Below are 22,962 nucleotides of genomic sequence, written 5' to 3' on the forward strand. Positions count from 1 at the left end.
GCGCCTACCTGAAGCTCCAGGCTGCCACTGAGATGACAGGAGGTCGATTCCACCGAATTAGAAGCTCGGCGGCCACGAAATGCGCCAGTGCGCTCCAAGTTGCACCATTTTCACACGGCCTGGGCCCGAACCGGAATTCGAGATCAGCATCTTGAAGGACAATGGCTTCGCCGGCGTGTATCCGGCCTCGGCAAGCAACGCCTTGCCCTTGGCGGGGTCGAACTTGTAGCGATTGGCTGGCGAGCCGAAATCGGGGTCGCTGGCCTTGAGCCATCCTACCGACGGCTCCGCCGTCCCGTTGAGCAATGCAACGAGCCCTTCCCGGTCGATGCAATAGTTGAGGGCCTGGCGAACCTTCACGTCTTTGAAGGGGCTGTTGGTCGCGCCGATATTGTAGAACCACGGCCAGACATGGGGATATGAGCCGGTGGTAATCGCAAAGCCGGCCGATTTCAGCGAATTGACACCATCGGCCGGCGGCACCTCGATCCAGTCGACCTGACCGGAACGAAGTGCGGCCAAGCGCGAGTTCGCCTCAGGGATCGGCATGAGCACGACATTGTCGACCTTCGCCATCTTGCTCGTGTCCCAGTACGCATCCCAGCGCGCGAGATCCGCCTCCTGTCGCGGCACGACCTTGGTGATGCGGAACGGTCCGGTGCCGGCGGCCGGTAAGGTCGCGACCTTGGCCCAATCCCGCCCCGCCTTTTCGAACGAAGCCGGCGATGTGAACAGAAGGTAGACCGCCATGTAGGGGAAATAGGACGCCGGCCTGGTCGTGGTGATGGCGACCGTGAAGTCATCGATCTTCTTGTAGCTGCCCATCACGGGAACGCGCGCTCGCGACATCGCCGAACTCGCGGGCTCAAATTGGGGGCTGGAACTGTTGAAATAGCGCTCGAGATTCCAGATCACGGCATCGGCGTTGAAATCCGTTCCGTCATGGAATTTCACGCCATGGCGCAGATGGAAGATCCAGGCCTTGCTGTCCTCGGGAGCCTGTTCCCATTTCTCCGCCAGCCCCGGACGCAAGCCGGCCAATTTGTCAGTCCTGGTCAGATCCCACAGCACCAGTCCCTCGAAGATCGGGTAGCCGAGAAAGCGCATTCCTTCGAAGCCATTGTTCGGCAGCCCGGTGGCCGTGGGGATATCGGACGCCGTCATGCCGATGCGCAGCGTGGTTTCGGCTATTGCCGCGTGTGACGAAAGCAGCGCGGCGGTGAGCGTGAACGTGCAGCAAGCCTTGCGAATGAGCATAAAACTCCTCCCGTCCAACGATCGGAAAGATCCGTGCCTTGATCGGAGGAGTTACGGGCAAGTTTCAGGCCAGCAGAGCGGACCGGCTATTTCGGGTCGTCCGCCAGCAGCTTCCGATATTTCTCGACGTCGCGCGCGACGAGCTGTTGCAGCACCTCCGGCGCATGCTCGTTGGCGTCGGGCGCAACCGTCGAGAGGTCGGTGAAGCGCTTCTTCACCGCCTCGCTCTCCACGGCGGTCCGCGCCGCGGCGTTCAATTTGGCGATGATCTCGGGCGGCGTGCCCTTTGGCGCGAACAGGCCGTTCCAGCCCTGCGCCTCGAATTCAAGCAGACCCGCTTCCGCCGAGGTCGGCAGATCGGGCAGCGTCGCGAGCCGCACAGTCGAGCCGACCACAAGCCCCCGCACCAGCTTCTCGTTGATCGCCTGCGATACCGAGGCAGCGGCATCGCAGACGCCGTCGATCTGGCCGCCGATCGCGTCCGTCAGCGCCGGCGACGCGCCGCGATAGCCGACCAGCGTCACGTCGATTCCGGCGGCGTTCACGAAACTTTTGCAGATCAGGTAATTCGATGAGCCGACGCCGGCATGGCCAAGATTGATCTTGCCGGGATTCTTCTTCGCGTAAGCGATGAACTCCTGCAAATCCTTGGCGGGAAAATCCTTGCGTAACGCAATGATGCCAAAGGTTTTTGCGACCACCGCGAACGGCACGAAGGAGTCCGGCGCGAATGGCAGTTTCGGATAGATCGTGTAGGTGGCGGCGCTGGTGCCGGCGTTGCCGATCGCAATCGTGTAGCCATCCGGCTCGGCACGCGCGGCCCGGGCCAGCGCGGTCGAGCCACCGGCGCCCGCGACATTCTCGATCACGATCGGCTGCCCGAGCGCCACGCTCATCTGCTCGGCAACCACGCGCGCAATCACGTCGGACGTGCCGCCGGCCGCGAACGGCACGATCATGGTGATGGGATGTTTCGGGAAATCCTGGGCGTGCGCCGTCGTCGCAAGCCAAAGCGCCGCAATCGCCGCGAGCCACCTCGCGACGACAGCCTTCACGCGGCCTTTTCCAGATGCTGGACCAGACCGGCGAACAGGCCGCGGCCGTCGGTGCAGCCCATGATGTCTTCGATGTGGTTTTCCGGATGCGGCATCATGCCGAGCACGTTGCCGCCATCGTTGACGATGCCAGCGATCGATTGCGCGGCGCCGTTGATATTGTAGCGCTCGTCGACCACGCCGTCCGGCGAGCAGTAGCGATAGAGCACCCGCCCCTCGCCTTCCAGCCGCTTGATCGTCTCTTCATCCGCCTCGTAGTTGCCCTCACCGTGCGCGACCGGCCAGCGGATCACCTGGCCCGCATTGTAGCCGCGGGTGAACGGCGTATCGGAGCGTTCGACACGCAGATGGACGTCGTGGCAGATGAACTTCAGTCCCGCATTGCGCATCAGCACGCCCGGCAGCAGGCCCGCCTCGCAAAGAATCTGAAAGCCGTTGCAGACGCCGAGCACGAGCCCGCCTTTGCCGGCATAATCGCGCACCGCGTCCATGATCGGCGCCCGCGCCGCGATCGCGCCACACCGCAGATAATCGCCATAGGAGAACCCGCCGGGCACCACGACAAGGTCGGTGCCTTCAGGTAGCGAGGTCTCGGCATGCCAGACCATCGCCGGCTCCCTGCCCGAGATGAGCTTGAGCGCCCGCGCCATGTCGCGCTCGCGATTGATGCCGGGAAAGACGAGGACGGCGGATTTCATCAGAGCAGTTCGACCCGATAATTCTCGATCACGGTATTCGCGAGCAGCCTGTCCGCCGCATCCTTCAGCGCCGCCTCCGCCTTGGCGCGGTCGGAGCCGGAGAGCTCGATGTCGAACACCTTGCCCTGGCGGACGCTGGCGACGCCATCGAGGCCGAGCGATTTCAGCGCACCCTCGATCGCCTTGCCCTGGGGATCGAGGATGCCGGATTTCAACGTAACGGTGACGCGTGCCTTCACTTAAACCTTGCCCCCTCAGCTCTTCACCAGCACCGGGCCCGAGCCGGCCGGCCGCTCGTTCTCCATGAGAATGCCGAGCCGCTTCGCCACCTCGGTATAGGCTTCCAACAGCCCCCCAAGATCTCTGCGGAAACGGTCCTTGTCGAGCTTCTCGTTCGACTTGATGTCCCACAGCCGGCAGGAATCCGGCGAGATCTCGTCGGCGACGATGATCCGCATCATTTCGTTCTCAAACAGCCGGCCGCATTCCATCTTGAAGTCGACCAGCCGGATGCCGATCCCCAGGAAAAGCCCGGTCAGGAAATCGTTGACGCGGATGGCGAGCGCCATGATGTCGTCGATCTCCTGCGGCGTCGCCCAGCCGAAAGCGGTGATGTGCTCTTCCGACACCATGGGGTCGTTGAGCTGGTCGTTCTTGTAGTAGAATTCGATGATCGAGCGCGGCAACTGGGTACCTTCCTCGATACCGAGCCGCTGTGACAGCGAGCCGGCGGCGACGTTGCGCACCACCACTTCCAGCGGCACGATCTCGACCTCGCGAATCAGCTGCTCGCGCATGTTGAGGCGGCGGATGAAGTGGGTCGGCACCCCGATGTCGTTGAGGTGCTGAAACAGGTACTCCGAAATCCGGTTGTTGAGGACGCCCTTGCCCTCGATCACCTGGTGTTTCTTGGCATTGAACGCGGTCGCGTCGTCCTTGAAGTGCTGGATGAGGGTTCCGGGCTCGGGACCTTCGTAAAGGACCTTGGCCTTGCCTTCATAAATGCGGCGTCGACGGCTCATTGGGATGTACCGTGTTTTGTTGAAATCCATGAATCTGGTGTGCTCCGGTTGACTAGGGATCGCGACCCACGACGGAGCTGCCGCGGAAGCCTGGAACCCCAAACAGAACAAGAACCAAGCCGTGTGGCAACCTATCCGATTGGCCCATCCAGCACAATCGACCCGGACCCTTTTGGCCGACTTATCCGCCTTGGATTAGGGCACCAAAATCTGCCATTCTGCCTGCGGCTTAACGGCTCCTTGTCTTGCCGATTCGTCCCTTCTATCTAGGCATCCGCCGGGGCTGCCGCAACGCAAGCTCCACCCGTCCGTCAGCAGTAATTGGAACCACCGATGACCACATTCGATAAGCGCGAGGAAGGTTTTGAGAAGAAATTCGCCCTCGACGAGGAGCAGAAATTCAAGGCCGAGGCGCGCCGCAACAAGTTATTAGGCATGTGGGCGGCGGAAAAGCTTGGCCTCGCGGGCGATGCCGCCAACACCTACGCCAAGGAAGTGGTCGCCGCCGATTTCGAGGAAGCCGGCGACCAGGACGTGCTGCAGAAGGTCTTCAAGGACCTCACCGCGAAGGGCGAGGCCATCACGGAAGCTCAAATCCGCGCCAAGATGGACGAACTGCTGGTCCAGGCCGTGGCGCAGGTGAAGTCAGGCGGTTAACGGCCTCCGTCATTCCGGGGCGTCCGAAGGACGAGCCCGGAATCCATTTCTCCGCCCGTGCAAGTGGTCCGATGGATTCCGGGTTCGCGCTATGCGCGCCCCGGAATGACGACGACAAGTGATCAACCTTCCTTAAATCCGTATTCCGGTACGTTGCCGCTGGCGCCGTAATATTTGAACGGCAGGAATTTTCCGGACATCGTGAACTTGACGCGATCACCCTTCGGATTGGGCAGGCGCTCCATCACCATGTCGAAATCGATCGCCGACATGATGCCGTCGCCGAACTCCTCCTCGATCAGCGCCTTCCAGGCCGGGCCGTTGACCATCACGAGCTCGTAGAAGCGGTAGATCAGGGGATCGGTCGGCGGCATCGGCACGCCCTCCCCGCGCATCGGCGTCTCGTTCAGCATCGCGATTTCGGATTTGGACAGGCCGAACAGCTCGCCGGCATTCGCGGCCTGGGGCTTGGTCAACTTCATCTGGCCGAGGACCGCGCCGACGATCAGCACCTCGGAATAGCCGCCGATCTCCTGGCAGATATATTTCCAGCTCCAGCCCTTCTCGCGCTTGATGTCGAGCAGCTTTTCGGTGAGGTCGGAACGTTTCATGTCAGGGTCTCCTTCTGCTCGTCATGCCCGGGCTCGTTCCGGGCATCCAGGTTGCTAATCGGGTTCAGGAAGACGTGGATGGCCGGAACAGGCCGGGCCATGACGTCTGGGTTGGCGGCTCGGCTTCCGACGCGATCGCCAATTCAGGCAGCCCGGGCCGTACTATGGGCACGTTGCGCGGGTCGTGATCGGTGGCATCAGCCGCAAAGCTCTTGCTGCGGCTGACCAGGAAATCGATGATGTGGTTGCGGAGCGCGTAGTAATAGGGATGGCGGTGCAGATCGATCCGGCCACGATCCTTGGGCAACGGATTTTCGACGATCTCGGCCAGGACCGCGCCGGGGCCGTTGGTCATCAGGAATATCTTGTCGGCGAGATAGATCGCCTCGTCGACGTCGTGGGTGATCATGAACGCGGTCTGCCCGGTCTCCAGACAAATGCGCCGAACCTCATCCTGCAGCGTACCGCGCGTCAGCGCGTCCAGCGCCGAGAACGGCTCGTCCATCAGCATGATCTTCGGCGTGATCGAGAGCGCACGCGCAATGCCGACGCGCTGCTTCATGCCGCCGGACAGTTCGGACGGGCGCTTGTGCTCCGAACCGGTGAGGCCGACGAGATCGATGAACTTCTGCGCGTGCGTCTTGACCTTGGCGCGATCCCATTTGCGCCATTTCGAGCTGACGGCGTAGGCGACATTGCCGAGCACGGTGCGCCAGGGCAACAGCGCATGGCTCTGGAAGATCACGGCGCGGTCAAGGCTCGTGCCCTCGATCGCCTGCCCGTCGACGATCACGGCGCCCTCGCTCGGCTCGTCGAGGCCGGCAAGGATGTTGAGCACCGTGGTCTTGCCGCAGCCGGAATGGCCGATCACACAGCCGAATTCGCCCCGCGCCATCGAGAGCCACAAGTCCTCGAACACGGTGGTGGTGCCGCCGACCGCGCCCGGATAACGCCGCGCGATGCCTTCGATCGAGATGAATTTGTCGGTCATCGCCCTACTCCGGAAACGTGACCATGCGCGTGAAGCGCGCGAGGATCTGGTCGAGCAGCATGCCGACGATCCCGATCATGAGGATCGCGATGATGACATTGGTGATCGAGAGGTTGTTCCACTCGTTCCAGACGAAATAGCCGATGCCGGTGCCGCCGACGAGCATCTCGGCGGCGACGATCACGAGCCAGGCGATGCCGATCGAGATCCGCATGCCGGTCAGAATTGTCGGCGCCGCGGCCGGCAGGATCACCGTGAAGGCGCGCCTGACTGTGCCAACCTCGAGCGTGCGTGCGACGTTGATCCATTCCTTGCGCACGCCGGCGACGCCGAACGCCGTGTTGAGCAGCATCGGCCACACCGAGCAGATGAAGATCACGAAGATCGCTGAAATCGAGGAATCCTTGATGGTGTAGAGCGCGAGCGGCATCCAGGCGAGCGGCGAGATCGGCTTCAAGACCTGGATGAACGGGTCGAGCGCCCTGCTGATCAACGGCGACATGCCGATCAGGAAGCCGAGCGGGATCGCGACTGATACCGCGATCAGATAGCCGAGCCCGACGCGGCCGATCGAATAAGCGAGCTGGATGCCAAGCCCCTTGTCGTTCGGCCCGTTGTCGTAGAACGGCCGCCTCAGGTGCTCCCACAATTTGGCGCCGACATCGAGCGGACCCGGCATCGCCGATTTGCCTTGCGTGGCGGTGAGCCCCATCAGCTTCGCGTATTCCGGGCTCATGTTCACGGCCGGACCGGTGCTGCGGGTCGCAAGATGCCAGACGCCGATGAAGGCGGCGAACAGCACAATCGAGACGATCGCCGCGCGCAGGCGAAGCGAGTTCATCTGCTCCTCCCCGTATGCGGGAGCACCTTCACGACGCCTTCCTGATCTTGAAGCTCGCGAGGTAATCGTCGGCCTTCGTGGGATCGAACGTCTTGCCCATCACTGCGAACGACTTGTACGTGGTTGTCGGCGCCGTGAGCCCCATCTCGGCCATCAGCTTGCCGGTGTCGGTGGCGAGATAGACCTGCTCGGCCACCGCCTTGTAATCGACGTCGCCCTTGATCTGACCCCAGCGCTTCATCTGGGTCATGATCCAGACGGCGAAGGACTGCCAGGGGAATGGATCGAAATCGACGCGGCCCGGCTGCGTGACGACATTGCCGAGACCGTCGGCGAAGGTGCCCGTCAGGATCTGCTCGAGCACGATCTGCGGCTGGTTCAGGTAGTTCGCCGGCGCGATCGCCTCCGCGATCTGCTTGCGGTTCTCGGCCTTGTGGGCGAACGCGGTGGCTTCGATGATCGATTTCAGGAGCGCGCCATAGGTATTCGGCATCGAGGTGACGAACTCCTTCGATGCCGCGAAGGCGCAGCAGGGATGGCCTTCCCAGATATCCTTGGTCAGGATGTGGATGAAGCCTGCGCCGTCATAGACCGCGCGCTGGTTCATCGGATCGGGCCCAAGGAAACCGTCGATATTGTCGGCGCGCAGATTGGCGACCATCTCCGGTGGCGGCACCGCGCGGATCTGCACATCGACGTCGGGGTCGAGGCCGTGTTCGGCGAGATAGTAGCGCAGCAGATAATTGTGCATCGAATAGTCGAAGGGTACGGCGAACTTGGAGCCCTTCCAATCCTTGGGATCGCGCTTGTCCTTGTGCTTGATCGAAAGCGTGATCGCCTGACCGTTGATATTCTCGACCGCCGGCATCGTGTAGGGCAGCGGGTTGGAGCCGACGCCCATGGTGATGGCGAGCGGCATCGGCGACAGCATGTGCGCGGCGTCGTATTCCTTGTTGATGGTCTTGTCGCGGATCACGGCCCAGCCGGCGGTCTTGATCACCTCCACGTTCAGTCCGTGCTTGGCGTAGAAGCCCATCGGCGCGGCCATGATGATCGGGGTCGCGCAGGTGATCGGAATGAAGCCGACCTTGAGGTCCTTCTTCTCAGGCGCAGCGCCTTGCGCGAAGACCTCGGTCGCCGCCTTGATCGGGAAGAACTGCGACAGCGCCGCGAGCGCCGTGGAGGCGCCGACCGACTTCAGGAACGCGCGCCGGGTCGCGTCCTGCGGAAACACCGCGCGCATCACGGCTGAGGCGACGACGCCCTCGTAGCGCCTGTCCTCGCTTTCCGCGGGCTCGCAGCGCAGCGCCAGCGCCTCATTCCGGTGCTCGGCTTCGCTGAGATGGCGACCGCAACTGCAGCCGGTGCGGAGATTGCGATCGGGATCGAATGGATTGTCGAAGATGGACATCGGACCTCCTGCGCGGCGTTTGCCGTGGATTTACGCAAGGTCCGTGCCAGCCTCTTTTTTGAGCCGATGGCATTGATGTCGCAGGCTTTTATCCGTGCCTTGGCGACTACAAAAACTCGTGATACACGAAAAATCGTAATCAAATTACGATTTTTCGGGGCGACCTGCACGATGGACCTGGCTCTCAGCGCAACGGCGAGCGCGCACGATGCGGACCTGCGTGCCGCCGCCTTCGAGTGCTCGATCGAGCCGACGCTGCTGCTCGATCCCCATGCCGACGTGATCCTCGACGCCAACCCCGCCGCCTGCTCGCTGCTCGGCTACGACCGCGCGCTGCTGCGCCAGACCAAGGTGAGCGCGCTGCACGCAGGCCAATTGCCGGCCCTGATCGTCTTCACCCAGGCGGTGCTCGACAAGGGCGCGTATTGGACCGATGCGCTGACACCGCGGCATGCGACCGGACAGAATCTCAGGATCGAATATGCCGGCTGCGTGGTGCCGCATGACGGGCGCACGCTGATGCTGCTGACGATGAGCGACCTCGACGCGCGCCGCCGGCGCTATGTCGATGCCGCCGCCGAGGACCACATGCGCAGCGGCATTGCCACCTGGCAGCGGGTCGAGCGGGTCTTCCAGGACATCGAGCGCGAGAACCAACTGATCCTGCGCGCCGCCGGCGAAGGCATTTATGGCGTGAACGCGGAAGGAAACACCACGTTCGTCAACCCGGCCGCCGAACGGATGCTGGGCTGGACCGCCGAGGAACTGGTCGGCAAGGAGATCCACCCGGTCGTCCATCACACCCATCATGACGGGCGGCACTATCCCGATCATGATTGCCCGATCTATGCGGCGTTCCGCGACGGCGCCGTGCACCAGGTCGACGGCGAAGTGTTCTGGCGCAAGGATGGCTCGCCGGTCTGGGTCGAATACACCTCGACGCCGATCCGCGACCGCGGCGTCGTGGTTGGCGCCGTCGTGGTGTTTCGCGACGTCAGCCAGCGGCGCGAGGCGGACGAGAAGCTGCATGCGGCGCTTGCCGAGGTCGATCGGCTGCGCGAGCGGCTGGAGCTGGAAAACGCCTACCTGCAGGAAGAAATCCGGATCGAGACCAATCCGCGCGGCATCATCGGCCAGAGCGAGGCGATCCAGAAGACGCTGCGCCAGGTCAAGCTGGTGGCGCCGACGTCAGCGGCGGTGATGATCACGGGCGAGTCCGGCACCGGCAAGGAGTTGATCGCGCGCGCCATCCATGAGGCGAGCAGCCGCTCCGACCGGCCGCTGATCCGCGTCAACTGCGCCGCGATCCCGCGCGAGCTGTTCGAGAGCGAGTTCTTCGGTCATGTCCGCGGCGCCTTCACGGGCGCCACGCGCGATCGCATCGGCCGATTCGAGCTGGCCGACGGCGGCACGCTGTTTCTAGACGAGGTCGGCGAAATCCCGCTGGAGCTGCAGGGCAAGCTGCTGCGCGTGCTGCAGGAGGGCAATTTCGAGCGGGTCGGCGAGGAGCGCACCCGCACCGTGGATGTGCGGCTGATCGCCGCCACCAACCGCGACCTCAAGCAGGAGGTGCAGCGCGGCCGGTTTCGCGAGGATCTCTATTTCCGCCTCAATGTGTTTCCGATCGAGTCGGTACCCTTGCGCGAGCGTCGCGAGGACATTCCACTGCTGGCGCAGCATTTCCTGAGCAGCGAAAGCAAGGCGCTGAAATCCGATCTGCGCCTGTCGGAGGGCGACGCCAGGCGCCTTGCCCGCTACGACTGGCCGGGCAATGTCCGCGAACTGCAGAACGTGATCGAGCGCGCGGCGATCCTCGCCCAGAACGGGCGCCTGCGCATCGACCTGCCCGATGCGTCCGGCAGCCAGTCTTCGGCCGGCTCGGCCCGCGTGAAGGCCGACGCGCGTCCCACAGTGATGACGGCGGCCGAGCTGCGCGATCACGAGCGCGCCAACATCGTCGCGGCGCTCGAGGCCTGCGCCGGCAAGGTGTTCGGCCCCGGCGGTGCGGCCGAAATGCTCGACATGAAGCCGACCACGCTGGCCTCGCGGATCAAGGCGCTCGGAATTGCTGGACGGCAGCGCCCGGTTTACCCCTCGTCAAGCACGGCAAGAGATCGGGGCGCACCTTAAAAGCCTGTTAGGCGCGCGCGGTGTTGTTGTACCCCGGGAAGACAGGGGTGCTCTGCAATGAAGTCCGACAAGGGACCTTACAGCCGGCCGCGCTGGGGCGTGACGCGCTGGCTGGCCGACGCCGGTCCCGGCGCGCCTGAGGATATCCGCGCGGCGCTGATCGCCGACCTCCACGGGTCGCTACCGGTCTTTGCGGCCGGCGCGGTCAACACGATGGCGGTGGCAGGCGTGATCGCGATCCGGCAACCGACCGCATTGTTCATCGCCTGGTTCATCCTCGAAGTCGCGATTTGCCTCGCCCGCCTCACGGTATTGGTCGTCGCCCATCGCCGGGCGCGTGGCCGGCGCCAGACCCCGACCGACCTGCATGTGCTGCTCGCGGTCGCCTGGAGCGCCAGCGTCGGGTTCGGCGTGGTCGTCAGCCTCGCCAGCGGCGACCGGGTCGTCGCGCTGCTTGCCTGCCTGTCGGCGGCGGCGATGGTTGGCGGCATCTGCTTCCGCAATTTCAGCGCACCGCGATTGGCCGGGACGATGATCCTGCTCGCCCTCGGCCCGATCGTCCCGGGCGCTGCGCTTGCCGGCGAGCCGCTGCTTTACCTCGTGTTTCTACAGGTGCCGCTCTATCTCGCGGCGATGACGGACGCAGCCTTCCGGCTGAACAGGATGCTGATCGCGACCATGCGCGCCGAGCGCGAGAACGGCCACATGGCGCAGCACGACGCGCTCACGGGCCTGTGGAATCGCGCCGGTTTCGTCGATGCCCTCAACAGGAAGCTGGAGGCCTCCAGTCGCGACGACGGCTCCTTTGCCGTGCTGTTCTTCGATCTCGACAATTTCAAGCCGATCAACGACACCTTCGGGCACGCGGCCGGGGACAAGGTGCTCCAACTGGTCGCCGACCGGCTCCGCCGCGCCCTGCCCAATAGCGCCGTCATCGCGCGCATGGGCGGCGACGAATTCGTGGTGCTGGCCGACAGCATCACCGCAGAGCAGACGCTCGCGATCGGACATCGGATCATCGACGAGGTCGCGATGTCCTATCGGCTGGGCGAGGAGATTTGCGTCCAGGTCGGCGTCAGCGTCGGCGTTGCGATGTCGCCGGAGCACGGCACGGAGGCCGAGGAGTTGCTCTCGGCCGCCGATACCGCGCTCTATGAAGCGAAATCCACCGGCAAGTCCCGCTGCTGCCTCGCTTCCTTCGAGATCAACCTCGCCGCCCTGCGCCGGCTCCAACACAGCAACGCGGCCAAGGGCGCCGGGATGGCAGCGTAGAATTTGAGAAGTCTCGTAGCCCGGGTGGAGCGGTAGCGCAACCCGGGGGGCGGTTCGCAAACGCTGACGCAGATGTACCGGGCTGGCGCTCCACCCGGGCTACGGAGCTACTCACTGGGCCGGCAGGTTCGATGCGAGTCGGTCCAGTTCGCCGGCCAGATCGCGCTCGACTTCGGCCGCGCGCAGGTTGAGGACGCGATAGTCTCGCTCCTCCAGCCATTCCCGTCGCTTGGCCCGGTCGGCAACAATCGTCTCGCTCTCGTCAGGGTTTTCCAGCTCGATCGCGATCCGGTGGATGAAGGAGACGAAATCGGGGATATGCCGCCCCACCGGGGTCTGGCGCTTGAACAGGCCGGCGAAGCGGCGATCCTTGGTCAGGGCCTGCCACAGGATGCGCTCGGCATCGGTCGGGTTGCGCCGGAGCAGCCGCGCCAGCCCGCGCACCGTGCTGCTGGCATCGGCGGAGGCGCCGCCGCCCTGCCCCTGCTCGGCCAACAGCGCACGGAGCCGGGTCGCCTGCTCGCCGTCGAGCACGCCGCCCTTGGCCGGCCCCTTGCGTCCCTCGGCGATCGCCATGATCACCCCGTGCAGGGTATGCATGTCCTGCTTGGTCGGCTCCATCCGGGTAAAGATGTTGCGCAGGTTGACCAGCATGGTGTCGCGCTTCTCGCGCGGCCGCAGGAACTCGACCTTGTCGAGCTCGGCGACCAGATTGTCGAAGAAGGCCTGGACCTGGTGCTGGGAGGCGCGCTCGGATCGCTCTGGCATTACGAACGGCAGCCCGCCCGATGTCGCGAGCTTGAACCACTCATAGCCCATCAGCAGCACCGCCTGGGCCAGGTTCAGCGAGGCAAAGCCGGGATTGACCGGGAAGGTGACGATGCGGTTCGCGAGCGCCACCTCCTCATTGGTCAGGCCGGCTCGCTCGCGGCCGAACAGGATGCCGGCCCCGCCACCATCGGCCACATGCGTCACGATCTCGCGCGCGGCCGCCTCCGGCCCGACCACCGGCTTGGCCTGGTCATGCGCACGCGCGGTGGTGGCATAGAGCAGGTCGAGATCGGCGACCGCCTGCGCGACGGTGTCGAACAACTCGACCCCGTCGAGGATATGGTCGGCGCCGGCGGCGGCGCGCTGCGCGGCGATGTTCGGCCAGCCGTCGCGCGGATTGACCAGCCGGAGCCGCGACAGCGCAAAATTGCCCATCGCGCGCGCAGCCATCCCGATGTTCTCGCCAAGCTGCGGTTCGACCAGGATCACCACCGGACCCCTGAGGTCGTGGCCGGTCTTGGTCTTGTCGGTGCCGGACATCTTAGAACTTCGCTTCCTGATTCAATCTCTGAACAATCTGATTCAGGTCCTGAAGGAGTTGAATCAGAGTGCCAAGTTTCCTGCTGCGCCCGGATTGCCCCGCGGGCGCAAATTTCTCAAGCGGAATAATGGCTTTACGGCTGTTCTTGAATCTTCATCCGAAACCTGAGATGCGAAGCGTCGCAACCCCACTTCCACTCTTCCGCTGCCGCCTGAAGCATGAGACATAGCGGCGGCATTCTCGGCTAAAAGATGAGCCGAAACTGCATAACCCCTTGGCTTCCGCCGGCGCTTTCCCGGTGCTATAGCCCCGAGGATAATCCGCTAGTCGCGCCCGAAAGCGCGCTGTTCCCCCAAGAGGCCCTATTCCCATGGCAAAAATCAAGGTGACCAACCCCGTCGTCGAACTCGATGGCGACGAGATGACCCGGATCATCTGGCAGTACATCAAGGACAAGCTGATCCACCCGTTCCTTGATATCAACCTGATGTATTTCGACCTGGGGATGGAGTACCGCGACAAGACCAACGACAAGGTCACGATCGATGCGGCGGAAGCGATCAAGAAGGTCGGCGTCGGCGTCAAATGCGCCACCATCACCCCGGATGAAGCCCGGGTGAAGGAATTCGGCCTCAAGGAGATGTGGAAGTCGCCGAACGGCACCATCCGCAACATCCTGGGCGGCGTGATCTTCCGCGAGCCGATCATCTGCAAGAACGTACCGCGCCTGGTTCCCGGCTGGACCAAGCCGATCATCATCGGCCGCCACGCCTATGGCGACCAGTACCGCGCCACCGACATCAGGTTCCCCGGCAAGGGCACCCTCTCGCTGAAATTCGTCGGCGAGGACGGCACCGTGATCGAGAAGGAAGTGTTCAAGACGCCCGGCGCCGGCGTCGCGATGGAGATGTACAACCTCGACGACTCCATCGTCGACTTCGCCCGCGCCTCATTCAATTACGGCCTGATGCGGAACTATCCGGTCTACCTCTCGACCAAGAACACCATCCTCAAGGTCTATGACGGCCGCTTCAAGGACATCTTCCAGGATGTCTTCGACCGCGAATTCAAGAAGGAGTTCGACGCGAAGGGACTCACCTACGAGCACCGCCTGATCGACGACATGGTGGCCTCGGCCCTGAAATGGTCCGGCGGCTATGTCTGGGCCTGCAAGAACTATGACGGCGACGTGCAGTCCGACACCGTGGCGCAGGGCTATGGCTCGCTCGGCCTGATGACCTCGGTGCTGCTCACACCCGACGGTAAGACTGTGGAAGCCGAAGCTGCCCACGGCACGGTGACCCGGCACTACCGCGAGCACCAGAAGGGCAAGGAGACCTCGACCAACTCGATCGCCTCGATCTTCGCCTGGACCCGCGGCCTAGCCCACCGCGCCAAGCTCGACAACAACGTTGAGCTTGCGAAGTTCGCCGACACCTTGGAGAAGGTCTGCGTCCAAACCGTCGAGGACGGCTATATGACCAAGGACCTCGCGCTCCTGGTCGGCGCCGACCAGCGCTGGCTGTCGACCACCGGCTTCCTCGACAAGGTCGCCGAGAACCTCACCAAGGCGACGGCGGCCTAAGCCGCCTTGCACTCGCGAAGCTCTATCACCCGTCATTGCGAGCCAACGGGTCGACGCCAGCTCGCCCGATGACAGGCTCCGCGAAGCAATCCATCTACCCCCGCGGCACTATGGATTGCTTCGTCGCTTCGCTCCTCGCAATGACGGAATTTGGCAAGCGCCGCTCCAGTAAGGGCATCTTATGCCGTCGCTTAGGACAGCCACGATCGCCCTTCTGCTAATGGGTTCCGTGACGGCCGCTTCCGCCGCGGAATCCCTCCCCGACGCCATCGCTGCGCCGGGAGAAGTGGTCGTGCTCAGCGTTCACGCCGAAGGCGCGCAGGTCTACGAGTGCAAGGCTGGCCTCGAAGGCAAGCTGGCCTGGGCCTTTCGCGAACCGATCGCAACGCTGATGGCCGACGGCAAGACCGTCGGCCGCCACTATGCCGGACCGAACTGGGAGCATGTCGACGGCAGCGTCGTGCTCGGCCGGACTTCCGGCAGTGCGCCCGGCGCGACGCCGAACGACATTCCCTGGCTCAAGCTCGAGGTGATCTCGCGGCGCGGCAGCGGCACGCTGTCCGGCGTCACCACGGTGCAGCGGATCAACACCGCAGGTGGCATACTCGAAGGCCCCTGCGACAAGGCCGGCGCGACCCACAGCGCGCCGTATTCGGCGGACTACGTGTTTCTCCGCAAGGGCTGAGCGGCTCGTCGCCAAGGGCAAGACCCCGTAGGATGGGTTTCGCTGCGCTACCCATCCTACGATGTCGTTTCGTCGAAAGCAGGGACCACAACCACAGAGAGGTGTTGTGGCACGAACAAGATCCGTAGGGTGGGCAAAGCGACAGCGTGCCCACCATCAAGCGCTCCACTCGCGATGGTGGGCACGCTTCCGCCGGAGCTTGTTTGAGCCGCGGTGCACGAAGTCGCTTTGCCCACCCTACAGCTTCCGCCTTGTGTCGCACACTCTCTCCGCCGTCATGATGCGCGTGCTCAGTCACACCCATCACGTCCACCGCATCTCACGGGGCGATGCGAAAATCGCTCCTACAAGGGCCGCCCGAACAATCCCAAGCCTGTTTGGGGGACTCACGCCATCAGCGATCCCAGGAAACGGATCGCCGGGATGCTCGGCAGGAACGCATAGGCGCCGCCTCGAGTCCGGACGAACCGCGGCAACCCTCGCAGCCGGATCGTCGTACCGGATTTGAGCGGCAAGTCGAACCAGCTCGTGCCAGGATCGTTCGCGCCTGTGATCGGATCGTTGGAGCCGGTGATGCGCGGATCCTGGAGACCAAGATTCAGCCAATCACAGGACATGGCCTCGAACTGAGCGCCGAGACTCGCCCCAATGAAGTTGCCGAGCAGGCCCCGTTCCGGTTCGGGTTTGCTCGGATCACGAGGCTTCGCCGGATCATAGAGTGGTCCATAGGGCATCCCACGCCGAACAAGACGCCGACTGTTGTTCGCCACCCGTTGCACGATCTGGCCGCCCCGCGGGTTGCTCCGCCGGATATGCGCCCCAAAGGGGCAGCGGGAGTCGCCAACGTAGTCAAAATTCGCCTGATCCACTTTGGGATCAGGCGCATCCGGGGACAGCGCCATCGGCGTGCCATCGCGCCACCGGCCGCACAGGTGGGCAGCGACGACCTCGCGCAAGGCCGCGTGACGTGACAGGCCTTCGATTGACAAGGCTTGGCCGATTTTCGCTTCAGCACCAGGTGGCAGCAACTCGTCGATTTGCGGGCGTGTGAGCAAATCCGACGCGGCTCGGTCGAGATACTCCTCAAAGCCAACCACATCCTGTTCCAGCACGCGAAAGGCATTAAAGGTGCCGTTGTGTCCCAACGCTTCGGGTTGAGGCACCCGCCACGTCAAACCTTCGAAGTTGGTCGGATGTCCCAGCAACACGGTGCCGAGCGGCGCCTTGGGTTGTCCGTCTTCATAGCGTTGTCCGTCATGAACCTCCGCGAATCTCGGTTGCATGATGTTGTCGCGATACCCGAAGTGAACGACGTCGTTGGGGAAGGCGCAGCCCTCAAGTGCACCGAGCAGCCTGAAGGCGTTTCCGTCGATGAGGGCGCGCTGCTGGATTTGGTCGAGCTGCGCGACTTCGTCGGCGTAGATCGTGGCGATGAGATGGATCCGCTTGGGGGCATCGAAGGGAGCTGGCCAGGTTTCCGGCGCGCTCGGCCCGACATCGCCAAGCTTCAAGGCGCGGGCGTTCATGCCTTCGATGAATTCATTCGGAAACATTTCAAGTGAAGAATTCGGCGCGCCGAGGGCGCGCAGTCCCTCGTAGGTCAGGCCAATGTTGAAACAGGTGTCCGGCTTGGTTCTCCCCCAATTCCCGGTCGTTATCTGCGGAACATCGTCGCCGCGCCCGGATGTCGAGGCGGCGAGCCAGCGCCGGACAGCGATGCGATCGGCGACTTCTAGAATGAGGTAGCGCACGCGAGGCTTGCGATAGCCACGCAAAATATTGCCCTGTACATCAGCGGCGTCGAATACTGCGCTCACCAGCCTATCCCCAGTTGGTTGCGGACCTGAGCCGCCGAAAATCCAGGATAAGCCCGGTAGCCGCTGCCGAGCGAAACGTTCGCGTTGGCGCGGAGCTGGAGGACCACTTTGCGCGGAAGCAGGCGCAGATCGTCATTGCCGGATGCGGCCTTGTCGCCGTTTAAAGCTTCCTGGTCTCTCAGAAGATCGGTGGCCGTGTCCGGCACCTGGTACAGGTCGCGCTCGTGCACCCATTGGATGAACGCCTCGACATTATGCTCGCAGGGAATCACGGCCTCCCCTCCTTCGACAAGTTTGACCACGGCGTTGAACACGCTGCCGATCGTAGCGATGAAGTCACGAATGTAATTGGTGAAGTCTCCGTCATAGACGGAGAACATGCAAATATTGTCGCCGACGATGACGAAGCGCGCAAAGTGCACCGTGCCGACATTGTCCAATCCGGCATATATCGCATCCTTGTTTTGCGCGATCGCCAGCGCTGCCTTCGCTCTGCCGATCGGCGACTTCTCCTTCAGCGGCATGATCAGGTTCATCATGCACTGAAGATTGTCGCCAGGCTGGATCGATGGGTGGGGACCACCGGGCAGCGGCTTCACCGGCATGCGCCACGCCCAGTAAGGCACCAGAACCCACGACGCCAAACGCTGAAATACGCGCGTCTCGGGCAACCCGTTCACAAACCGATCGAACCATCCTTCCGCACCCGGCATCAGCTTAACTCCACCTGAAAGGGCACCCGTCGCGCATTTCGCGCGAGACTTCATAAGCGCACCGGCGGGCGTGGAGGATCGGATCCCCGGAGGGCTCGATGCCATGTACGAGACGCCAGGGATTAAAACTGATGCGTTCGCCGTCCGCGACCTGATCCTTGGCGAGATTGGTGAGCGTAAGGGTGCCCATGACGACCCGGACTCGCCTGGCCGGCCAAGGCTTTGTGGGATCGTCGAGTGCGTCGCCCGCTTCGCCGATTGTCATCATCAGCATGAACCGGGCCGGCCACCGCCGCAGGCGCTCTTCAAGTTCATGGCGCAGATATTTATCGACCGGCGTGGCAGCGGGATCGGTCGTACGAACGCCTGCGACCGGCTGCCAGGAAAAGCGAACGGGACGACGTACTCCATGGGGATCTTCCACCATGAAGGTGTGGATGGCGTGATAGGTCGCGCGGGCATAGCTCACCGGGGCGCCGATCACCCCGGCTTCGAACACCGCCAACTGGGCGAACCGGCGCCGATTGGCGTAATTGAGTATTCCCGCACCGTCACTCGTCGTTTGCTTCGGGTACGGGTCGCGAGCAGGCTCCTTGAGCTGCAGCATGTCGAGAATCTTCCGCCACGGGGATTCTCTTTGAACCGGCTGCTGCCTCGCGATCTTGGTGAACTCGAAAAAGTCCTCAACATTGCGGGCGAAGAATTCGGCGAGCGTCGTAGCGATCAGGTCGGTTGCCGCCCCGTCCTGCAGGTGGAAGCGTGTCGCCATTCCCCGAACATCGGACCATCCATCATGCTGCTTCGGCCCCCCTTGTCCGTTGGAGAACCTCACCGACACGCGAATGCGCTGTCCCTTGAAGTGCTCTGCGATGCAATAGTTGCGCGCCACGTCCGAAGCCATGAAATAGCCGTCTACGCCCACGCCGATCGTGTGCACCGGCCTTTGCCCGGGGGCAGGCTCCGGCAAATTGGCAATGATGGCGTCGACGAGCCGCCTTGCTACCGATGAATCGCCCATGCCCCCTCCATTGCGAACGGACCGGCATCCCAGGTGCCGTTGGCGCTTGACGCGTTAGCGATGTCGATCGAATTCAGCCTGCGCCCACCGCCAAACCTTACATTTGATCGCAAGTCGGACATGTGACGTAGTTCACAAATTAGCCGAACGAAGCGCCAAGCAATTCGGATCTGACAGCAGTGATCGACGTGCTCCAGACGGTGCTCGCGCACCGATAAAACGATCGGCTGAGTGCATGTCCTTGCGGTGCAACAGTCCGGATTTGGCCCCAAAGCCGACCATCGAAAAACGCGAGCCTCGCGTGGGTTGCTGAAGGGAATTCTGCTCGATTAGCCTGATGGCCCTCTCAACAGCGGGTTGCTCTTACGGACGCAGGGACCGAATGCCCACGATTTGCGCTCATATTCGCAAACCACTGCCGTCTTGAAGGCATTGAGAAGCTCTACTCCAAGCTGCTCATTTGTGCTATCTTTCGGTTGCAGCGTCGCATTGTCCTGAGCTTGGGCGCAAAAATCCACTGCCGATGCAAAGGAAGCGCTGGCCGGCAAGCCCGAACTCACAAATGAAGACGCCGAGGCGCCGGCTGGATCTACAACATCAAGCTCGCCGAGCCTTCCGAACTCGACACGCTTTTGGATCGGGAAGCTTATCTCGCTTACGTGCGGGACCACGGTTGCGCCACGCATCGAACTAAGGAGCGTTTCATATGCGATCTGACATTGTTCCAGGGGCCATCTTCCCCGATTACGAACTTTCCGACCACACGGCGAAACGCCGTAAGCTCTCCGAACTGCAAGGCCAGCATCCGATGCTGCTCGTCCTCAGCCGCGGCGGATTCTGCCCCAAGGACCGCAGACAGGCTGAAGGGCTTCTTGAACTCCATCGTGAGATGGAGGTTGGCTATTGCCGCCTTGTCACGATCAGCACTGACAACATCACTGAGACGAACGAATATCGCAGCGGTGTCGGCGCTCATTGGCCCTTCCTCTCGGACACCAGGCGTATCGTCCAAAAGGATCTCGATATCGCCGAATATACGGATCCGGCCCACGACCCGATGATCCCCCATGTGATTGTCCTCGAGCCCGGCCTTGTCATTTACAAGATCTACAATGGCTACTGGTTCTTTGGCCGGCCCACTATGGAAGATCTCCGCCAGGATCTACGTGTCGTTACCAAGAAATGCCGGCCAGACTGGGACATCACAACGCCCGAACTCAAGGCGGCGTGGCAGCAAGGCCGCAAGGACCTCTTCTATCCGTACGGCAAAACCTACGCCCAAGCCATCGGTGAACAGGATTAGGAGCGGTGCCTGCGTCAGCAAGGCCGTTGTCCATGAAATATCTCTGCACGGTGGCAAAGCCATCGGCTGTATTTTGATATATTTGACTCATTGTCGTGTGGTGCGCGTATTGCGCTTGGCGCCCAATCATCAGCAGTGTCAGCGTGAGTATTGGGAGTCCGATGATAGCCACTACGCTTTGTGTCACCTCCAGCCACTTCGCTAGATCTCCCAGTTCTGTGATGCTCATAGATCGCCCCTTTGGATGCAGTTTGTGGCGCTATCGACACCTATGCGGTTGCCGCTTACGTTCTCAGTCTAAACGGAAACGTGCCGACGGACAGCAAGCTCGACAAAGAGTTGCTGTCGAAAGTCAAGATGCCGAACCGGGACAGCTTCATTCCGGATCAGGTTTTCAAGCTCGACTGCGAACCCAAGGCGCCGCCCAACCGGGGCAGCGCCTCCGTAAGCTCTCTCGCGCGGGGCTAAGCCGAATCAATTGCGTCCGAGTGGAACGCGACGGGTCGAGTCGACCACCTATTCGCTACTTCACCACCTACGAATGTCCGCGTTTGGGCCCGTAGCCGACATTGGCTGCCTGAGCCGTCAAGGTCCGCTTTCAGATGTAAAGCGGACCTTGCTTGGGATGGGCCTAGCGGCGGCTTCTCTTGGCCGCTTTCCGGAGCCAAGCGCAAATCCGCAAGCGCGATCCGGTGGCCGCATCCGTTTCGCGCAACAAGAGGCTGAACGGATTGGCTTCTTAGGTCTGGATCACTGCTACATAGTTGGTCGCGGCCATACTACTAATGGATGACCCGCTTTGCGCGGTGAACTCCCGTTCACATGACATTTGCATACGAACTCAATTGTAAGCATGCGCTTCTATCGGCCGTGAGGGCTCAAGCCATGACGAAGTACTTTTCGACGCGCATCATGACCGATGTGCTTGTAACCCTGGTATCGGTAGCGATAATCACGATTGCGGCGATATCCCTGGGCGAGCCCATTCGGGCCGGCATCGCCGCTTCTATTCCAACCCCATTCGATCTCGCGATGGAGAGGACGCTCGCTACCGCCCAACCGAGCGAACTGAAGCTTGCCCACGCGCAACCGACATGCCGACTTCGTTCCGCTCCTTTGCAATGGAACGTAGACTGGCTTTTCGGGCCGCCTGTAGATCGTGGTTGATGAGAGCTCGTGAAGCAGCGGTGGCGTCGCTAGAACGCGATGACTTTTCTTCGAATCGTCATCCCACTCTAGCTTTTTGTTTGAGCATGATCTTTTTCGGAAAACCGGTCTCCACTTTTCCGGATCATGCTCTAGGCATCGCCATTTAGCGGCCCAGCCGCCTTTGCTTCGCTACTCGGGACAAGCGGACATCACCGGTTTGAAACCAGGGCCTATTGGAGCCCCCCTGAGACGGGCGGGCCTACTCTATTTCTACGCCGATCGCCGAACTATTTGGTCTACGGGATTTTATCCGTTCTTCGGCAAACGAAAAAAGCACTGGATTACAGGACCACACGACTTAGCTGTCCGTGAGCGCCACGCTCGTCAGTCGTGACACCCCGTCCACCGCATCTCACCACAACGTTCGTGACGATCGCGACACCCCCCGCATTCGCGCTGAGACGCGCGGGTCCTCGTCCGGTTCTGCTTGAACTTGGTCTCAAGAACGGGTCTTTAGACAAACCCGCATAATCGAAGCCAGGATCAGCATCGTCACCGAGATGGTGGAGCATTCGCAAATATGATGAATCTATCGATTTCGTTGCTTGTGTTCGCGCTGATATTTGGCGGCGCCTTGGCTGGGATGGCCGTTCGGCCGTTGTTGTCGGAACATCACTTGCACTCGGACTCCAAGGGCGTCGTAAAGCTGACCGCGGGCCTGATTGGCACACTGACCGCACTCGTGCTGGGTCTGTTGATCGCATCCGCAAAAACCACGTTCGACCAAAAAGCAAACCAGGTCCGGCAGTTGACCGCAACGATCATCCTTCTGGACGATCTGGTTACGCAATATGGGCCGGAAGCAACCCCTGTCCGAAAGCTCCTGCGGGAGAGCATACCACCGATGGCTGATCGCATTTGGCACGAGCAAGCGAACTCAGCCGGGAAACCCGCGCGCTTCGAGTCCAGCGTAGAGGCGTGGACATTCTATAATGAACTCGAACGGCTATCGCCGAACAGCGATATGCAACGTTCCCTGCAGTCTCGCGCCATTGCGGCTTTCACAGATGGCGCACAGATGCGACTGCGGTTGTTTACGCAGGCCGGCAGTTCAATTCCGACGCCTTTTCTGATAATCATGGTATTTTGGCTGAGCGTGATCTTTGTGAGCGCCACCCTGTTCGTGCGGGCGAATATGGTCGTCACCATCTCGCTGTTTGTATGCGCGCTGTCGTTTGCCGGTGCGATCTTTCTGGTTTTGGAGCTGGATGATCCCTTCACGGGGCTCATGGGGATTTCAAGCTCGATATTGCGGAGTGCGCTCCCGCCGCTGCACTCGTAGGTTCTGGTGGTTGAAGCAACTTATACAAGGCCGCGGATCCGATCGATCCTGCCCGTCCAGAGGGGCTAAGCGACCAAGCGGCCTGCGCGCGGG

General features: G+C 62.3%; 21 protein-coding genes. 8 read left to right on the plus strand and 13 right to left on the minus strand.

The genetic code is table 11. The features are described from left to right. Positions 1-57: 57 nt before the first annotated feature. The 5 genes from ACZYOF_RS29195 to purC form a co-directional block, all read right to left on the minus strand. Positions 58-1,257 carry an ABC transporter substrate-binding protein gene (locus ACZYOF_RS29195; RefSeq protein ID WP_463717956.1) on the minus strand — a complete coding sequence of 400 codons (1,200 nt, stop codon included), beginning with the start codon at positions 1,255-1,257 and terminating at the stop codon, positions 58-60. A gap of 86 nt (positions 1,258-1,343) precedes the next feature. Further along, on the minus strand, positions 1,344-2,312 hold the full coding sequence (locus ACZYOF_RS29200) for a tripartite tricarboxylate transporter substrate binding protein BugD (protein ID WP_463717957.1): 969 nt from the start codon (positions 2,310-2,312) through the stop codon (positions 1,344-1,346). Next, on the minus strand, positions 2,309-3,010 hold the full coding sequence (gene purQ / locus ACZYOF_RS29205) for a phosphoribosylformylglycinamidine synthase subunit PurQ (protein WP_394568393.1): 702 nt from the start codon (positions 3,008-3,010) through the stop codon (positions 2,309-2,311). Before purQ ends, ACZYOF_RS29200 begins: the two co-directional genes overlap by 4 nt. Further along, positions 3,010-3,249 (minus strand): phosphoribosylformylglycinamidine synthase subunit PurS, encoded by a 240-nt coding sequence (gene purS / locus ACZYOF_RS29210; protein ID WP_463717958.1) that lies wholly within the window; start codon positions 3,247-3,249, stop codon positions 3,010-3,012. The genes purQ and purS overlap by 1 nt, the downstream gene beginning before the upstream one ends. A 15-nt stretch (positions 3,250-3,264) precedes the next feature. Next, a complete protein-coding gene (purC, locus tag ACZYOF_RS29215; protein WP_008974302.1) occupies positions 3,265-4,032 on the minus strand; it encodes a phosphoribosylaminoimidazolesuccinocarboxamide synthase in 768 nt (255 codons plus the stop codon). 333 nt (positions 4,033-4,365) lie between these two features. Here purC and ACZYOF_RS29220 point away from each other — a divergent pair, with 333 nt between their 5' ends. After that, a complete protein-coding gene (locus ACZYOF_RS29220; protein ID WP_282532400.1) occupies positions 4,366-4,689 on the plus strand; it encodes a DUF1476 domain-containing protein in 324 nt (107 codons plus the stop codon). 122 nt (positions 4,690-4,811) lie between these two features. On the opposite strand, the gene cynS is transcribed toward ACZYOF_RS29220, so the two are convergent. The 4 genes from cynS to ACZYOF_RS29240 form a co-directional block, all read right to left on the minus strand. Beyond that, positions 4,812-5,300, minus strand: a complete 489-nt coding sequence (gene cynS, locus ACZYOF_RS29225; RefSeq protein ID WP_282532401.1) for a cyanase — start codon at positions 5,298-5,300, stop codon at positions 4,812-4,814. A 64-nt stretch (positions 5,301-5,364) separates the two neighbouring features. Then, positions 5,365-6,291: an ABC transporter ATP-binding protein gene (locus ACZYOF_RS29230; protein WP_463717959.1), complete on the minus strand. Its 927-nt coding sequence runs from the start codon at positions 6,289-6,291 to the stop codon at positions 5,365-5,367. 4 nt (positions 6,292-6,295) lie between these two features. Then, a complete protein-coding gene (gene ntrB / locus ACZYOF_RS29235) occupies positions 6,296-7,132 on the minus strand; it encodes a nitrate ABC transporter permease (RefSeq protein ID WP_130582478.1) in 837 nt (278 codons plus the stop codon). A gap of 28 nt (positions 7,133-7,160) precedes the next feature. After that, entirely contained in the window at positions 7,161-8,543 is a 1,383-nt protein-coding gene (locus ACZYOF_RS29240) for a CmpA/NrtA family ABC transporter substrate-binding protein (protein ID WP_463717960.1), read from the minus strand. Positions 8,544-8,714: 171 nt separating this feature from the next. Here ACZYOF_RS29240 and ACZYOF_RS29245 point away from each other — a divergent pair, with 171 nt between their 5' ends. Both ACZYOF_RS29245 and ACZYOF_RS29250 read left to right on the plus strand, forming a co-directional pair. Next, the gene (locus ACZYOF_RS29245; protein ID WP_282532403.1) at positions 8,715-10,673 is read left to right on the plus strand and encodes a sigma 54-interacting transcriptional regulator; all 1,959 of its coding nucleotides are present in this window, start codon (positions 8,715-8,717) and stop codon (positions 10,671-10,673) included. 57 nt (positions 10,674-10,730) lie between these two features. Further along, a complete protein-coding gene (locus tag ACZYOF_RS29250) occupies positions 10,731-11,945 on the plus strand; it encodes a diguanylate cyclase (RefSeq protein WP_463717961.1) in 1,215 nt (404 codons plus the stop codon). Between the two features lie 111 nt (positions 11,946-12,056). On the opposite strand, the gene ACZYOF_RS29255 is transcribed toward ACZYOF_RS29250, so the two are convergent. Further along, entirely contained in the window at positions 12,057-13,256 is a 1,200-nt protein-coding gene (locus tag ACZYOF_RS29255; RefSeq protein ID WP_394568409.1) for a TrmJ/YjtD family RNA methyltransferase, read from the minus strand. A 371-nt stretch (positions 13,257-13,627) separates the two neighbouring features. Between ACZYOF_RS29255 and ACZYOF_RS29260 the strand changes: the two genes are divergently transcribed. Both ACZYOF_RS29260 and ACZYOF_RS29265 read left to right on the plus strand, forming a co-directional pair. After that, positions 13,628-14,842: an NADP-dependent isocitrate dehydrogenase gene (locus tag ACZYOF_RS29260; protein ID WP_282532406.1), complete on the plus strand. Its 1,215-nt coding sequence runs from the start codon at positions 13,628-13,630 to the stop codon at positions 14,840-14,842. Positions 14,843-15,062: 220 nt separating this feature from the next. Continuing rightward, positions 15,063-15,527 carry a DUF3455 domain-containing protein gene (locus ACZYOF_RS29265; protein ID WP_463717962.1) on the plus strand — a complete coding sequence of 155 codons (465 nt, stop codon included), beginning with the start codon at positions 15,063-15,065 and terminating at the stop codon, positions 15,525-15,527. Positions 15,528-15,913: 386 nt separating this feature from the next. On the opposite strand, the gene ACZYOF_RS29270 is transcribed toward ACZYOF_RS29265, so the two are convergent. From ACZYOF_RS29270 to ACZYOF_RS29280, 3 genes are read right to left on the minus strand one after another with little or no spacing between them, the layout of a single operon-like run. Beyond that, complete coding sequence (locus ACZYOF_RS29270; protein WP_463717963.1) at positions 15,914-17,344, minus strand: Dyp-type peroxidase; 1,431 nt, start codon at positions 17,342-17,344, stop codon at positions 15,914-15,916. After that, positions 17,341-18,162 (minus strand): hypothetical protein, encoded by an 822-nt coding sequence (locus tag ACZYOF_RS29275; protein WP_463717969.1) that lies wholly within the window; start codon positions 18,160-18,162, stop codon positions 17,341-17,343. The genes ACZYOF_RS29270 and ACZYOF_RS29275 overlap by 4 nt, the downstream gene beginning before the upstream one ends. Continuing rightward, positions 18,062-19,075, minus strand: a complete 1,014-nt coding sequence (locus tag ACZYOF_RS29280; protein ID WP_463717964.1) for a catalase — start codon at positions 19,073-19,075, stop codon at positions 18,062-18,064. Before ACZYOF_RS29280 ends, ACZYOF_RS29275 begins: the two co-directional genes overlap by 101 nt. Before the next feature lie 706 nt (positions 19,076-19,781). On the opposite strand from ACZYOF_RS29280, the gene ACZYOF_RS29285 reads away from it, so the two are divergent. The 3 genes from ACZYOF_RS29285 to ACZYOF_RS29295 all read left to right on the plus strand — a co-directional run bounded on the left by ACZYOF_RS29285 (position 19,782) and on the right by ACZYOF_RS29295 (position 22,869). Then, complete coding sequence (locus tag ACZYOF_RS29285) at positions 19,782-20,378, plus strand: redoxin domain-containing protein (protein WP_282532486.1); 597 nt, start codon at positions 19,782-19,784, stop codon at positions 20,376-20,378. A gap of 885 nt (positions 20,379-21,263) precedes the next feature. Next, on the plus strand, positions 21,264-21,545 hold the full coding sequence (locus tag ACZYOF_RS29290) for a hypothetical protein (protein WP_394569581.1): 282 nt from the start codon (positions 21,264-21,266) through the stop codon (positions 21,543-21,545). 562 nt (positions 21,546-22,107) lie between these two features. Continuing rightward, on the plus strand, positions 22,108-22,869 hold the full coding sequence (locus tag ACZYOF_RS29295) for a bestrophin-like domain (protein WP_463717965.1): 762 nt from the start codon (positions 22,108-22,110) through the stop codon (positions 22,867-22,869). Positions 22,870-22,962: the final 93 nt, after the last annotated feature.

It is taken from the genome of Bradyrhizobium sp. LeoA1Lang (assembly GCF_055413685.1).